The 13,344-nt window shown below is 72.5% G+C and carries 13 protein-coding genes and 2 pseudogenes; 11 read left to right on the forward strand and 4 right to left on the reverse strand.

Features of this window, described 5'->3' with window-relative positions:
• From E1283_RS37390 to coaE, 4 genes and pseudogenes are all read left to right on the forward strand, one after another.
• Positions 1 to 486, forward strand: a pseudogene (locus tag E1283_RS37390) (hypothetical protein); the annotation flags it as partial.
• A gap of 365 nt (positions 487 to 851) precedes the next feature.
• Positions 852 to 2,357 (forward strand): 30S ribosomal protein S1, encoded by a 1,506-nt coding sequence (gene rpsA / locus E1283_RS19070; protein ID WP_132819294.1) that lies wholly within the window; start codon positions 852 to 854, stop codon positions 2,355 to 2,357.
• A 151-nt stretch (positions 2,358 to 2,508) separates the two neighbouring features.
• Positions 2,509 to 3,462: a proteasome assembly chaperone family protein gene (locus E1283_RS19075; protein WP_132819295.1), complete on the forward strand. Its 954-nt coding sequence runs from the start codon at positions 2,509 to 2,511 to the stop codon at positions 3,460 to 3,462.
• A 9-nt stretch (positions 3,463 to 3,471) separates the two neighbouring features.
• Entirely contained in the window at positions 3,472 to 4,065 is a 594-nt protein-coding gene (coaE, locus tag E1283_RS19080; protein WP_132819296.1) for a dephospho-CoA kinase, read from the forward strand.
• Between the two features lie 16 nt (positions 4,066 to 4,081).
• On the opposite strand, the gene E1283_RS19085 is transcribed toward coaE, so the two are convergent.
• The 3 genes and pseudogenes from E1283_RS19085 to E1283_RS39905 form a co-directional block, all read right to left on the reverse strand.
• Positions 4,082 to 5,332, reverse strand: coding sequence for an FUSC family protein (locus tag E1283_RS19085; RefSeq protein WP_132819297.1), 1,251 nt, complete (start codon positions 5,330 to 5,332; stop codon positions 4,082 to 4,084).
• 124 nt (positions 5,333 to 5,456) lie between these two features.
• Positions 5,457 to 5,918, reverse strand: coding sequence for a hypothetical protein (locus E1283_RS19090; RefSeq protein ID WP_243744945.1), 462 nt, complete (start codon positions 5,916 to 5,918; stop codon positions 5,457 to 5,459).
• Positions 5,919 to 6,135: 217 nt separating this feature from the next.
• A pseudogene (locus tag E1283_RS39905) lies at positions 6,136 to 6,408 on the reverse strand (VOC family protein); the annotation flags it as partial.
• Between E1283_RS39905 and E1283_RS19100 the strand changes: the two are divergent.
• Together E1283_RS19100 and E1283_RS19105 are read left to right on the forward strand one after the other, a co-directional pair.
• Complete coding sequence (locus tag E1283_RS19100; RefSeq protein ID WP_132819298.1) at positions 6,407 to 7,048, forward strand: nucleoside/nucleotide kinase family protein; 642 nt, start codon at positions 6,407 to 6,409, stop codon at positions 7,046 to 7,048. The pseudogene E1283_RS39905 and the gene E1283_RS19100 overlap by 2 nt on opposite strands.
• Positions 7,049 to 7,191: 143 nt before the next feature.
• Positions 7,192 to 7,632: a DUF6224 family protein gene (locus E1283_RS19105; RefSeq protein ID WP_132819299.1), complete on the forward strand. Its 441-nt coding sequence runs from the start codon at positions 7,192 to 7,194 to the stop codon at positions 7,630 to 7,632.
• A 30-nt stretch (positions 7,633 to 7,662) separates the two neighbouring features.
• Here E1283_RS19105 and E1283_RS19110 read toward each other — a convergent pair whose 3' ends face one another.
• The gene (locus E1283_RS19110) at positions 7,663 to 8,658 is read right to left on the reverse strand and encodes a zinc-dependent alcohol dehydrogenase family protein (protein ID WP_207930455.1); all 996 of its coding nucleotides are present in this window, start codon (positions 8,656 to 8,658) and stop codon (positions 7,663 to 7,665) included.
• 95 nt (positions 8,659 to 8,753) lie between these two features.
• Here E1283_RS19110 and E1283_RS19115 point away from each other — a divergent pair, with 95 nt between their 5' ends.
• The 5 genes from E1283_RS19115 (at position 8,754) to E1283_RS19135 (ending at position 13,268) form a co-directional block, all read left to right on the forward strand.
• Complete coding sequence (locus tag E1283_RS19115; protein ID WP_132819301.1) at positions 8,754 to 10,046, forward strand: VWA domain-containing protein; 1,293 nt, start codon at positions 8,754 to 8,756, stop codon at positions 10,044 to 10,046.
• Positions 10,046 to 10,855: a hypothetical protein gene (locus E1283_RS19120; protein WP_132819302.1), complete on the forward strand. Its 810-nt coding sequence runs from the start codon at positions 10,046 to 10,048 to the stop codon at positions 10,853 to 10,855. The genes E1283_RS19115 and E1283_RS19120 overlap by 1 nt, the downstream gene beginning before the upstream one ends.
• Positions 10,856 to 10,944: 89 nt before the next feature.
• Positions 10,945 to 11,400: a type II toxin-antitoxin system PemK/MazF family toxin gene (locus tag E1283_RS19125; RefSeq protein ID WP_132819303.1), complete on the forward strand. Its 456-nt coding sequence runs from the start codon at positions 10,945 to 10,947 to the stop codon at positions 11,398 to 11,400.
• Positions 11,401 to 11,441: 41 nt separating this feature from the next.
• Positions 11,442 to 12,158, forward strand: coding sequence for a PIG-L deacetylase family protein (locus tag E1283_RS19130; RefSeq protein ID WP_132819306.1), 717 nt, complete (start codon positions 11,442 to 11,444; stop codon positions 12,156 to 12,158).
• Positions 12,159 to 12,545: 387 nt separating this feature from the next.
• Complete coding sequence (locus E1283_RS19135) at positions 12,546 to 13,268, forward strand: M23 family metallopeptidase (protein ID WP_132819304.1); 723 nt, start codon at positions 12,546 to 12,548, stop codon at positions 13,266 to 13,268.
• Positions 13,269 to 13,344 lie beyond the last annotated feature (76 nt).

Below are 13,344 nucleotides of genomic sequence, written 5' to 3' on the forward strand. Positions count from 1 at the left end.
GTCACCCCGAGCCCCGACCCGATCGACCCGTCGGACGACGAGGAGCCGTCCGACCCGTCGGACCCGGCGCCGGAGGACCCCGGGAGCGAGGACCCGTCGGAGCCGGGCGACCCGGAGGACCCGGACAACCCCGACGACCCCGACGACCCGTCGGATCCCGAGGACCCGCAGGACCCCGAGTGCCCGGTGGACCCCGAGGACCCGGCCGATCCCGACGACCCGGACGCCCCGGACACCGGCACGCCGCAGGACCCGGCCGAGACCGAGGACCCGGCCACCGAGCCGACGGACCCCGAGGACCCGGAGAACCCGGACGACCCCGAGAACCCGGACGACCCGGAGGACCCCGACACCTGTGGGGACCCGGAGGACCCGGCCGAGGGCGGCGACGAGGACGACGAGGAGTCCGCGGACGGCGAGAGCGGCGACGGCTCGGAGAACGACGCCGAGGCGCCGGCGGCCACGGCCACCAGGCGCGCCGTCTGAGACCCGGCCAGGCACCACGCCCGGTGACGGGCACGTCTCCGAGCGTGGTGCCACGGATCTGCGGAGCCGGAATCGGCCGGGTTTGGCCCGTTAGGGCCCCACGTGGGGCGAAGCGCGCATTGACCCCGCCTCGCTACGCCCGTATGCTATAAGGCGCGCTGCGGGCCTGCGCGCCTCGGACGGAGTAGGTCGCGCTCGCATCTGTTGTATGTCCCCTCGGTTGGCGAGGCGCTTCCGGTTCCAGGGTCCCCGGACCCCGGAACCCATGGGTAGCGCCTCTCAGGCTGTCCGGCTTCAGCGGTGCGATATTGGGTCTTCGGCGTAGCAGTGCCTACGAACATGTCCGTACCGGAGCCCTTTACCACATGACGAGCAGCACCGAGACAACCGTGACCACCCCGCAGGTTGCGGTCAACGACATCGGTTCCGAGGAAGCCTTCCTCGCCGCGATCGACGAGACGATCAAGTACTTCAACGACGGCGACATCGTCGACGGCGTCATCGTGAAGGTCGACCGGGACGAGGTCCTGCTCGACATCGGTTACAAGACCGAGGGGGTCATCCCCTCCCGCGAGCTGTCGATCAAGCACGACGTCGATCCCAACGAGGTCGTCGCCGTCGGCGACGAGATCGAGGCCCTGGTTCTCCAGAAGGAGGACAAGGAAGGCCGCCTCATCCTGTCGAAGAAGCGCGCCCAGTACGAGCGCGCTTGGGGCACCATCGAGAAGATCAAGGACGAGGACGGCATCGTCACCGGTACCGTCATCGAGGTCGTCAAGGGCGGCCTGATCCTCGACATCGGCCTCCGGGGCTTCCTCCCCGCCTCCCTGGTCGAGATGCGTCGTGTCCGCGACCTCCAGCCGTACGTCGGCAAGGAGCTCGAGGCCAAGATCATCGAGCTCGACAAGAACCGCAACAACGTGGTTCTCTCCCGCCGTGCCTGGCTGGAGCAGACCCAGAGCGAGGTCCGCCAGACCTTCCTCACCACCCTCCAGAAGGGCCAGGTGCGCTCCGGCGTCGTCTCCTCCATCGTCAACTTCGGCGCCTTCGTCGACCTCGGCGGCGTGGACGGCCTGGTGCACGTCTCCGAGCTCTCCTGGAAGCACATCGACCACCCCTCCGAGGTCGTCGAGGTCGGCCAGGAGGTCACGGTCGAGGTGCTGGACGTCGACATGGACCGCGAGCGCGTCTCGCTGTCGCTGAAGGCGACCCAGGAAGACCCGTGGCAGCAGTTCGCCCGCACCCACCAGATCGGGCAGGTCGTGCCGGGCAAGGTCACCAAGCTGGTGCCGTTCGGCGCGTTCGTCCGGGTGGACGAGGGCATCGAGGGCCTGGTCCACATCTCCGAGCTGGCCGAGCGCCACGTGGAGATCCCGGAGCAGGTCGTCCAGGTCAACGACGAGATCTTCGTCAAGGTCATCGACATCGACCTGGAGCGCCGCCGGATCAGCCTCTCGCTGAAGCAGGCCAACGAGAACTTCGGGCCTGACCCGCTGGCCGTGGAGTTCGACCCCACCCTGTACGGCATGGCCGCCTCCTACGACGACCAGGGCAACTACATCTACCCCGAGGGCTTCGACCCGGAGGCCAACGACTGGCTGCCCGGGTACGACAAGCAGCGGGAAGAGTGGGAGCGCCAGTACGCCGAGGCGCAGCAGCGCTTCGAGCAGCACCAGGCGCAGGTCGTCAAGTCCCGCGAGGCGGACGCCCAGGCCGAGGCCGAGGCCGCCGGTTCGGGTGCCGGTGGTCAGCAGGGCGGTGGCGGCGGTGGCGGTTCCTACTCGTCGCCGCAGGCCGAGGACTCGGGCGCCCTGGCGTCCGACGAGGCGCTGGCCGCGCTGCGCGAGAAGCTCGCCGGCGGACAGAGCTGATCGTAGGACCGCGAGGTCCGTACCTGTCCGGAAGCCGAGGCCCGCACCCCTCAGGGGGTGCGGGCCTCGGCCCTTCTCCGGGTGGGAATGCCGTCGCCCTACGGGATGTTGTCGCCTGGGTACGCGTCACAGCGGAAGGGGAGCGGTCACGGTGCGCGATCCGCAGGAGTTGTACGCATGGGAGCCGCGCGGCCTTGCCCTGGTCGACGAGGCGACCAGCGGTTCGGACAGCGCGGGCCCGGTGCTGATCTATCACTTCGAGGGCTTCATCGACGCCGGCGAGACCGGCGGACAGCTGATCGAGCGGCTGCTGGACGGCCGCCCGTACACGACGGTGGCCAGGTTCGACCACGACCGGTTGATCGACTACCGCGCCAGGCGACCCACCATGACCTTCCGTCGCGACCGGTGGACGGCCTACGCCACCCCCGCCCTGGAGGTGCGGCTCCTGCACGACGCGACCGGGCAGCCGTTCCTGGTGCTGTCGGGCCCCGAGCCCGACGTGGAGTGGGAGAGCTTCGCGCTCGCCGTCCGGCAGATCGTGGAGCGGCTGAGCGTGCGGCTCGCCGTCACCTTCCACGGCATCCCGATGAGCGTGCCGCACACCCGCCCGGTCGGCCTCACCCCGCACGGCAACCGCGCCGCGGAGCTGATGCCCGGCCACCGCGGGATGTTCGACGAGGCGCAGGTGCCGGGCAGCGCGGCCGCGCTGGTCGAGCTGCGGCTCGCCGAGGCGGACCACGGGGTGCTCGGGGTGGCCGCGCACGTGCCGCACTACATCGCCCGCTCCCGCTATCCGGACGCCGCGCTCGTCGTGCTGGAGGCCATCACGGCCGCCACCGGCCTGGTGCTCCCGGAGACGGCACACGCGCTGCGCGGCAGCGCCCACAAGACGCAGAACGAGATCGAGCGCGAGCTGGCCGAGGGCGACTCCGAGCTGGTCGCGGTGGTGCGCGGCCTGGAGCAGCAGTACGACGCGATGGCCGGGGTCGCCACCCGGGGCAGCCTGGTCGCCGAGTCGGTGGACCTGCCGTCGGCCGACGAGCTGGGCGAGGTCTTCGAGCGCTTCCTGGCCGAGCGGGAGGACGGCGAGGGGGAGCGGTAGCCTGCGGCCATGCGCACAGTGGGACTGACCGGTGGCATCGGGGCCGGCAAGAGCGAGGCGGTGCGGCTGCTGGCGGCACGCGGCGCGGTGATCGTGGACGCCGACCTGATCGCCCGTGAGGTGGTCGCCCCCGGCACCCCCGGACTCGCCGCCGTGGTCGCCGAGTTCGGCCCCGAGGTGCTGACGGCGGAGGGCGCGCTCGACCGGGCCCGGCTCGGCGGCGTCGTGTTCGCCGACCCGTCCCGCCTGCGGGCGCTGAACGCCATCGTCCACCCCCTGGTGGCGGCCCGTTCCGCGGAGCTGCAGGCCGCCGCGGCGCCCGACGCGGTGGTGGTGCACGATGTGCCGCTGCTCGCCGAGAACCGGCTCCAGGACCGCTATGACCTGGTGATCGTGGTGGACGCCTCGGCGGAGACCCGGCTCGACCGGCTGCTGCGGCGGCGCGGCATGACGGAGGCGGACGCCCGGGCCCGGATGGCCGCGCAGGCGTCCCGCGAGGAGCGCCTCGCGATCGCCGACTTCGTCCTCGACAACGACGGCTCGCCGGCCGACCTGGAACGGCAGGTCGACGAGCTGTGGCCCCGGCTCGCCAGGCCCGCCTGATCCGGCGGAGCCGCGGTCAGCCCCCGCCGCCCGCGCCGTGGCGGAAGGACGGCAGCCGCCGCCGCACCCGGCGGGCGGTGCCGGTGACGCGGCGCAGCCGGGGGAAGCGGCGGCTCTGCTCGCGGGACATCCGGTCCAGTTCCTCGGCCAGGTGGGCCGAACGCTTCTCGATGTCCAACTCGTCCAGCATCCGGTCGACCTCGGCGAGCAGTGAGCCGTGCAACTGCCACTGCTTGGGGTGCTCCTGAACGCGGGTCAGCAGCAGCTCGGCGACGTGCTCCCGGCTCAGCCGGGCGGCGTCGAGCTCCACCGCGAGGAACTTCTCGGCCTCGTCGGCGGCGCTGCTGACCTGACTGGTGATCAGCGTCGCGAAGCTGTCGATGGCCCCGGCGAGATAGGTGAAGAGCTCGCGCAGCGCGGCCGCCACCTCCGGTGGGAACAGCGGCTCGTCGGTACGCCGGGTGGCGAGGTCGGTGAGGTTGCGGGACATGGTGCGCAGGATCACCGCGCAGGATTCCAGGGTGTCGAGGCCGGTGCGCAGCACGATCCTGGTCAGCAGCGGCTCCTTGACCCGTGGATTGAGGCGCAGGCTCTCCTCGGCCTGGGTGAGCGTGACGTCGACCTGGGAGATGGCCTCGTCGAGGCGCCTGGCCTCCTCCATCTTGGCGGCGATCCTGGAGACCGGGGTGCGGGGTTCGTCCGCTTCCTCGCCGAGCCGGTTCAGCAGTTCCCGCATGCGGTGCGCCTGCTGCTCGATGTCCTCGCCGGCCGGGCGAACCCAGACCGGGGGGAGGATCACCAGGTTGAACAGCAGGCCGACGACCGCGCCGATCAGCGTCTCCAGCACCCGGTCCCAGGCGGTCTCCGTGTGCTGGGTCACGCCGAGCACCAGCATGGCGCTGATCGCCACCTCGGGCACGAACTCGCTCACCCGCACCAGGTGTCCGACGGAGAGCGCCGTGAGGATCAGCAGGCCGAGGCTCCACCAGCTGAGGCCGACCAGGGCGCTGAAGCCGGTCGCCACCAGTACGCCGGCCACCACGGAGTTGACCCGCCGGACGCCGGCGGTGAGGGTGGCAAAGAGGGTGACCTGGACGACGAGCAGCGCGGTGAGCGGGGCGAGCAGCGGGGCGGTGACGTCGGTGAGCCAGGTGGCGACGATGTAGGCGAGGGTGGCGGCGGTCGCGGAGCGGAGGGTCTGCACCACCACGGGCTCGCCGCCGCCCCGTTTCGCCAGGTCGACGAGGCTCTCCGGTACTTCCGGCACGCCCGGCCCCTTTCGTGGTAAGCGTTCCACCGGCTGGCCGGGCCGAGCATACCCGCCGAAGTGTGGCGAATCGGGGCATTGGTGGCGGCTGGTGTGGGTTGGTCGGGGGCGGGGACCCCGGGCCCTACGCCTCTCCCTCGGGCCGCATGCCGCTCGCGCGGGCGATCGCGTCGACCTCCAGGCTGTCGCTGACCCGCTGTTCCCTGCGGTGCCGCTCCTCCTCGTCGAGCCGCCGGCGCATCTCGGCCAGCCGCTCCGGATCCTCGGCGACCTCGCGTGGCACCAGCGACCTGGCACCCTTCACGTGCTCGCCGTCGCCCAGATCCACCACCACGTGCTCGGCACGGTCCTCGTGCCCCGGGGCGAGCGCCCCGACCAGGCCCATCAGGGTCAGCATCTCGGCCTGCACCTCGGGCGTGAACAACTCCTGCTCGTCGGACTCCAGATGCAGCCGCATCATCCCGCCGCCGCCCGTCAGCCAGGCGTTGAAGGCACGCATCAGGAGGATGAACTGGTTCGCGGGCATCCGGGCGCGAAGCGCCTCCACGTACACCTCGAGCCGCGCCCGACCGCTCTCGTTGTCCATGGCTCTATCGTGCGACCGCCGCGAGGCGGAGGGAAGGCCGCCTTGAGCCGCGCGTCCCGCTAGGAGCGGCCGGTGTCGATCACGCAGAAGCGATTCCCCTCGGTGTCGGCAAGGACCACGAAGTCGGCGTCGGCCGGGTAGCGGTCCCAGTCCACGCTCCCCCAGGCCTGGGCGGCCTGGGAGGTACCCCCATGGCGCCGAGGGCTGTCAGCCGCGCCACCTCGGCGGCCTGGTCGGCGGCGTCCTTCGCGTAGAGGTCGAGGTGGACCCGGGGATACGGCTGCACCGGGGAGTCGCTCAGGCCCAGTGAGAGGTTCGGGCCATGGCCCTCGACGGGGGCCAACACCGCCCAGTCGTCCGCCACCTCGTCCCGCGGCGCATAGCCGAGGGCCGCGCTCCAGAAGGTGACCGCGCGCCGGACGTCGGCGGCGCCGAGGACAATCGATCCGATACTCAGCATGCGGACGATGGTAGGAGGAGCCACTGACATGCGGCTTGCGGCGATCACCTGGGAGCGGCTGGCCGGCGAACTCGCCGGGATGATCGACGCCGCGCCGCCGGCCGACGGCGGCTCCTGGCCGCGGGTGCTGGTCGACGGCGCGCCGGCGGCCGACGCCGCGGCGTTGGCCGAGGAGACGGCACGTGAGCTGCGCGTACGTGGCAGGGCGGCGCTCGTGGTGGCCGCGGACGGCTTTCTGCGCCCGGCCTCCCTGCGTTTCGAACACGGGCGGCGGGACGCGGACGCCTACTACGAACGGTGGCTGGACACCGGCGCGTTGTGGCGCGAGGTGTTCACCCCGCTGGATCCGGGCGGCAGCGGCCGGGTGCTGCCCGACCTGTGGGACGCGGAGCGGGACCGGGCCACCCGCAGCGGCTATCTGACGCTGCCGCCGGGCGGGGTGCTGCTGGTGCACGGGGCGTTCCTGCTCGGGCAGTGGTTTCCGGCCGACCTCGCCGTGCACCTGAGCCTGACGCCGGCCGCGCTCGCCCGCCGGACCTCGGACGACCTGCGGTGGACGCTGCCCGCCTTCGCCCGGTACGAGGAGGACGTGCGGCCGGCGGAGACGGCCGACGTGGTGGTCAGGGCGGACGATCCGCGCCGCCCCGCCTGGGGCGTTCGCCCGGCGTGACCGGAATCACTCCCGGGGCCGGGTGAACGGGGGCGAACCGACTTCAGCCGGACGGGAACCTGACACACTGGGTACTCGCACGGTAGGCGCACGGTGATCCGGGAGGGGGCCTCCCAGGTCGGCTGGGGTAGGGGTGGAGTCGGATGAGCGGTGAAGTGAGGCCGTACACCAAGGACGAGGTGCTGCACGCGGTGGCCCTGATCCAGGCGCACCTCGCGGAGGACGAGGAGGCCGTGCGGGCGCTTCAGGACGAGTCCGAGGAGAGCGCGCGGCAGTGTGCCCGGGCGATGTTCGCGCTGGCCCACATCATCGTCTTCGGCCAGATCATCCCGGAGATGTGGGTGATCAAGAAGAACCTCGACTTCGGCCACACCAGTCACGTCCCCGAGCTCAACCTCGCGATCCACGTGCTGAAGCGGATGGAGGAGCGGGTCGGCCTGGCCCATGTGCACCCCGTGGTGGGCGCGCTCTCCGCCGGGGACGTGATGGACCTGATCGTCCAGTGCACCGGCACCAGGATGGAGGACGTGCCGGGTTTCCTGGACACGGTGCGCGACCGCACCCTGCGCTCCGTCGAGTTCTGACCGGTCGTCGGCCGGTCGCCTGACGGGCCCTCAGCGGCCCGCCGGCATCGTCAGCACGGCGGCGCCGTTGACCCGGTCGGCGGCGAGGTCGTCGAGCGCCCGGTCCGCCTCGTCGAAGGGGTAGGGCGTGACCGCGGTCCTGATCCGGTGTTCGGCCGCGGCGGCCAGGAACGCGCGGCCGTCCTCCCGGGTGTTGGCCGTCACGCTGCGCAGGGTGCGCTCCCGGAAGAGATGGCGCTGGTAGTCGAGGGGTGGGATGGGGGAGAGGTAGATCCCCGCGACGCTGAGGGTGCCGCCGCTGTCCAGGGCGGTGAGCGCCACCGGCACCAGGTCGCCCACCGGGGCGAACAGGATGGCCGAGTCAAGCGGCTCCGGCGGCTCGTCCCGGGCGCCGGCGGCGGAGGTCGCGCCGAGTTCGAGCGCCAGCTCGCGGGCGGCGGGGGAGCGGGTGAGCACGTGCACGGTGGCGCCCTCGGAGATGGCGACCTGCGCGGTCAGATGGGCCGAGCCGCCGAACCCGTAGATCCCGAGGCGGCCGCCCGGCGGCAGGTCGGCGCGGCGCAGCGCCCGGTAGCCGATGATGCCGGCGCAGAGCAGCGGGGCGAGTTCGACGTCCGAGTAGCCGTCGGGCAGGTCGTAGGCGTAGGCGGCCGGGACGGTCAGGTACTCGGCGTAGCCGCCGTCCGCGTCCCAGCCGGTGTAGCGCGAGTTCGGGCACAGGTTCTCCTGGCCGCGGCGGCAGGAGCGGCAGGTGCCGCAGGTGTGGCGGAGCCAGGGCACGCCGACCCGTGAGCCCACGGGGTGTCCGACCGCGTCGGGGCCGGTGGCCACCACCTCGCCGACGGCCTCGTGCCCGGGTACCACGGGGGACCTGTGCGGCGGCAGGTCGCCGTCCCTGACGTGCAGGTCGGTGCGGCAGACCCCGCAGGTGCGGACGCGGACCAACAACTCGTCGGCCGCCGGGGTGGGTACGGGGAGCTCTACCTGGTCGAGGCGGCCGGGGGCGCGGACCACCCAGGCGCGCATGGTCGCGGGGATCTGATCCATGGCGCCAACGTACTGCGACTCCCCCTGGGGAGACCGTTTTTGGGCGGCGGGCCGCTGATCAATAAGATCCGCAGATGATCATAAGAAAATGGTCGGCGGTGGCCCTCAGTGCGCTCTTCGCCGCCCTGATGACGGGCTTCCTGTCGACGAGTGCGGTCGCCGATCAGTCCGAGTCCGAGACCGAGGAGGGACCACCACCACGCGTCGAGCTGGTCCTCGACGTCAGCGGCTCCATGCGGGAACGCGACATGAGCGGGGGCCAGTCCCGCATCGCGGCCGCCCAGCAGTCGTTCAACGAGGTCATCGACGCCGTCCCGGAGGAGGTGCACCTCGGCATCCGGACCCTCGGCGCCGGGAACCCCGGCGACGACCGCGAGGTCGGCTGCCAGGACAGCCAACAGCTCTATCCCGTCGGCCAGGTGGACAGGACCGAGGCCAGGACGGCGGTCGCCACCCTGCGACCCACCACCGGCTTCACCCCGATCGGCCTGGCGCTGCGCGGCGCCGACGAGGACCTGGGCGAGGGCCCCGGCACCCGCCGGATCGTGCTGATCACCGACGGCGAGGACTCCTGCGGCGATCCCGACCCCTGCGTGGTCGCCCGCGAACTCGCCGCCAGCGGCACCAACCTCGTGGTGGACACCCTCGGCCTGACCCTGGACGACGCGGTGCGCGAGCAGCTGAGCTGCATCGCCGAGGCCACCGGCGGCACCTACACCGCCGTACAGGACACCGACCAGCTGACCGACCGGCTCAACCAACTGGTGCGCCGGGCCGACCTGCCGGTGGAGAACCCCACGGCCGTCGAGGGCGCCGAGCGCTGCGAGGACGCGCCCCAACTCGGCGTCGGCGTCTACAACGACCGCGCGGAGTTCGGCCAGCACCGCTTCTACCGGGTACCGCTGACCGCCGGTCAGGAGCTGCGGGCCTCCGTGAGCGTCGCCGCCGACCGCCCGGTCGACCCGGACTACGGCGTGCTGCTGCGGGCCGTCGACGAGGAGAGCCAGGAGCTGGTGCGCGGCACCGGCGCCGGCAGCGGCCGCACCGACGTGATCTCCACCGGGCTGCGCTACCCGCTGCCCGAGACCGAGGACGACGAGGACACCGAGGATGACCGGGCGTCGCGCGTCGTCTGCCTGGAGCTCAGCAGCTCGTTCTCGGCGCCCGACGCCGTCGAGCGCGCCCCCGGGCTGCCGGTGGAACTGACCGTCGACGTGGTGTCGGCCCCGGACGAGCCCTCCGACCTCGCCGCCTTCGGCCTGGCCAGGGGCTGGGTGCCGCTGCTGCTGCTCACGGGCGTCGGCCTGGTCGTCGGCCTGGCATGGGGCCTGCTGGTCCGTCTCGGAATCGTCATGGGGAGGGCCTGATGAACAGGGCATCGCGACTCGCCGCGCTGACCGCGGCCGTGCTGCTGGCCGGCGTCGGACCGGCCACCGCGGACGGTGAGGACGGGGACACCCCGAACGAGGCCGGCACCGCGTTCCGGACCGCCACCGTGATCGACCAGGACCAGACCGCCACCGCGGTCGCCTCTGCCGGTGACTACCTGTACTGGACGTTCCCGGTCGCCGCCGGCCAGACGGCCACCGCGGAGGCCACCGTCACGCTGCCCGACGCCGCCACCCGCACCGGCCCCTCCACCTGGCGGGTGGACGTCTACGACGGGCTGCGCCGCCGTCAGGCGTGCACCGAGGGCGAGCAGGTCGGCACCGCGGCGGAGAACGCGGAGTCGGTCACGCTCAGCTGCACGGTGCGCACCGTCAGGAGCTGGGCCGAGCCCTGGTCGGACGACCCGCTGCCGGGCGCCTACTACCTGCGGGTCACGGTCTCCGAGCTGCCCGAACGCGACCTCGGCCTCCCGATCGACGTCGAGGTGGCGGCCACGGTGGCGGACGCCGGCGGCTCGGCCGACCGGGGTGGCGACCTCGCCACCCCGCTGCTGCCGGTCGGCACCGCGGGCACCCTCGCCACCGGGGACGCCGGCGCCGGCGAGGACGGTGGGGAAGAGGAGGGGCCCCAGCCCTATCTGGCCGCGCTGCCCGAGCCCGAGGACGGCTGGAGCGGCGGCTGGTGGACCGATCGCTGGCTGTGGACCGCAGGCGGCGGCGTGCTCGGCGGCCTGGCCTGTGCCGGCGGCTATCTGCTGGCCAGGCCGCGCCGGTCGAGCGGCGCCTGAACGCTGACGGAGAACACCAGGGGGGACGGCGCCGTTCGGTGCCGTCCCCTCGGCGATTCCGGCCCCCGGAACGGCGATAGCGTGTGCGTATGGATCACAGCGACATCGGCATAGACGAGATCCCGGGCCGTGCCGGCCCCGGCGCGACCGTGGAGGTGGAGCCCCGCGGTGTGGGCGCGGTGCGCACCACCTACGCGCCGGAGCCGGACGGCGACCCCGACCCCGGGGAGATCGTCTGGACCTGGGTGCCCTACGAGGAGAACGACGGGCGCGGCAAGGACCGGCCGGTGCTGGTGGTGGCCCGCGAGGCGGACGCCGAGACGCTGCTCGCCGTCCAGCTCTCCAGCCGGGACCGCGACCACGACCGCGAGTGGATGCCGCTCGGCTCGGGGCCCTGGGACCGCACGGGCCGGGAGTCCTGGGTGCATCTGGACCGGGTGCTGCGGGTACACCCCGACGGGATGCGGCGCGAGGCGTGCGCCCTGGACCGTGCCCGGTTCCAGCAGGTCGTCCACAACCTTCAGCTGCGCCACGGCTGGCGCTGACCGACCGCCGAGGAGATCGCGTGTCAGAACCCCTGGAGACCATGCCCCTGGACTGGCGGCGGGCGCTGGCCGTCGTCGCCCACCCCGACGACGTCGAGTACGGGACGGCCGCGGCCGTCGCCGAGTGGATCGCCGACGGGCGCGAGGTGGCGTATGTGCTGGTCACCAGGGGAGAGGCGGGGATCGACACCATCGAGCCGGCCGAGGCGGCCCGGGTCAGGGAGGCCGAGCAGCGCGCCAGCGCCGCGGCGGTCGGGGTGCGTGAGGTCGAGTTCCTCGACCACCGCGACGGGGTCGTCGAGGAGGGGACCGCGCTGCGGGCCGACCTGGCCGCCGCCATCCGGCGGCACCGGCCCGAGCTGCTGATCACCCTCAACCATCGGGAGACCTGGGGCGGCCGGGCCTGGAACACGCCGGACCACCGGGTGGTGGGCCGGGCCGTGCTCGACGCCGCCGGGGACGCGGGCAACCGGTGGATCTTCCCCGAGCAGCTGGGCGCGGGCGGGCTCGCTCCCTGGGGCGGGGTGCGCTGGGTCGCGGTGGCCGGCTCGCCGGAGCCGACCCACGCCCAGGCGGTGGGGGACGAGGCCGTCGCGCGGGGTGTCGCCTCGCTCGCCGAGCACCGCGCCTACCTCCGGGCGCTCAGCGACCTGGCGCCCGAGGAGTACGCCAGGGACCTCTACCGCCAGGCGGCGGGGATGATGGCCGACCGGTTCGGCGGGGTTCCCTGCGTGCCCTTCGAGCTTTTTCCGCGCTGAGCGGGGCGGTTTCCGGTGGCCCTTGTCACAGCCACCGAACGAGCTACGAAAAGCGATAGAAGGGAAATGTGACTAAAGGGCTGGGACTTTCGCCCCTGGGGGCCGGGTAAAACGGCCCGGGGGGTGAGCGGGCCCTGGTCCGTACGGAAGGGGCGCAGCTCAGAGCGGGTGTGATCGGGTCGAGGCGGATCGCCTCGACCCGATCGGCGCGTTCTGGGGGTGGTTCTCGAAGGGGTGTGAAGGGACTTTCCTCCCCCGTTTTCACTACGCGGTGTTCTAGTAACAACGGTCCTTGAAAACGGGCAAAGCGGTCGTTATCAATGGGACTCAGCCAGCCGTTTTGTCGTGGCTGGTCGGAATGTCCCCGAATCGCAGAGGTAGTCCCCCATGTCGAACACCAACGCGAACCGCACCCGCAAGCTCCTCGGTGTCCGCCCTCGAGTCGCCGCCGTCGTGACGGCCGCCGTCTGCGGATCCGTGGCGCTGACGGGCGTGGCGTCGGCGTCCGAGCCGGGCAACGCCGATGTATTCGCCTCGCACACCGCCACCCAGCTCGCCGACACGACGCACGGCCAGGCGCAGGCCCAGCAGACCGCCGCGGCGGACGCCAAGACCAAGGCGACCGTCAAGGCGAAGGCCGACGAGGCCGCCCACGCCGCGCAGGCCGCCGCCAAGGCCAAGTCGGACAAGTCCTGGGTGTCCCCGATATCCGACGACTACACGCTGACCGGCCACTTCGGCAACACCGGTGAGCGCTGGGCCAGCAAGCACAGCGGCCAGGACTTCGCCGTGCCGGTCGGCACCGACGTCAAGTCCGTGCACGACGGCACCGTGGTCAAGGCCGGCGGCAACGGCGCCGGCGACGGCCCCGCCTACGGCAACGCCATCGTGATCAAGCACGCGGACGGCACCTTCACGCAGTACGCGCACCTCTCGAAGATCGAGGTCACGGTGGGTGAGAAGGTGGACACCGGCGAGACCATCGCCCTGTCCGGCAACACCGGAAACTCCAGCGGCCCGCACCTGCACTTCGAGGTGAGGACCACCGCGAACTACGGCTCGGCCGTCGACCCCGTCGGCTTCCTCGACGAGCACGACGTGAAGATCTGAGCGACGGCCGAAGCCGCCGCCGACCCACCCGCTGACCCCCCGGCCCCCCGTCGGCCCGGGCGGTCAGCCCCTGTTC

The organism is Streptomyces hainanensis, assembly GCF_004348415.1.
Lineage (GTDB): Bacteria > Actinomycetota > Actinomycetes > Streptomycetales > Streptomycetaceae > Streptomyces > Streptomyces hainanensis.

Excerpts from the sequence above, each read along its gene's own strand:
- rpsA (WP_132819294.1), top strand. The coding sequence starts at position 852 with ATGACGAGCAGCACCGAGACAACCGTGACCACCCCGCAGGTTGCGGTC.
- coaE (WP_132819296.1), top strand. The coding sequence starts at position 3,472 with ATGCGCACAGTGGGACTGACCGGTGGCATCGGGGCCGGCAAGAGCGAG.
- E1283_RS19090 (WP_243744945.1), bottom strand. The coding sequence starts at position 5,918 with ATGGACAACGAGAGCGGTCGGGCGCGGCTCGAGGTGTACGTGGAGGCG.
- E1283_RS19100 (WP_132819298.1), top strand. The coding sequence starts at position 6,407 with ATGCGGCTTGCGGCGATCACCTGGGAGCGGCTGGCCGGCGAACTCGCC.
- E1283_RS19105 (WP_132819299.1), top strand. The coding sequence starts at position 7,192 with ATGAGCGGTGAAGTGAGGCCGTACACCAAGGACGAGGTGCTGCACGCG.
- E1283_RS19110 (WP_207930455.1), bottom strand. The coding sequence starts at position 8,658 with ATGCGCGCCTGGGTGGTCCGCGCCCCCGGCCGCCTCGACCAGGTAGAG.
- E1283_RS19115 (WP_132819301.1), top strand. The coding sequence starts at position 8,754 with ATGATCATAAGAAAATGGTCGGCGGTGGCCCTCAGTGCGCTCTTCGCC.
- E1283_RS19120 (WP_132819302.1), top strand. The coding sequence starts at position 10,046 with ATGAACAGGGCATCGCGACTCGCCGCGCTGACCGCGGCCGTGCTGCTG.
- E1283_RS19125 (WP_132819303.1), top strand. The coding sequence starts at position 10,945 with ATGGATCACAGCGACATCGGCATAGACGAGATCCCGGGCCGTGCCGGC.
- E1283_RS19130 (WP_132819306.1), top strand. The coding sequence starts at position 11,442 with ATGCCCCTGGACTGGCGGCGGGCGCTGGCCGTCGTCGCCCACCCCGAC.
- E1283_RS19135 (WP_132819304.1), top strand. The coding sequence starts at position 12,546 with ATGTCGAACACCAACGCGAACCGCACCCGCAAGCTCCTCGGTGTCCGC.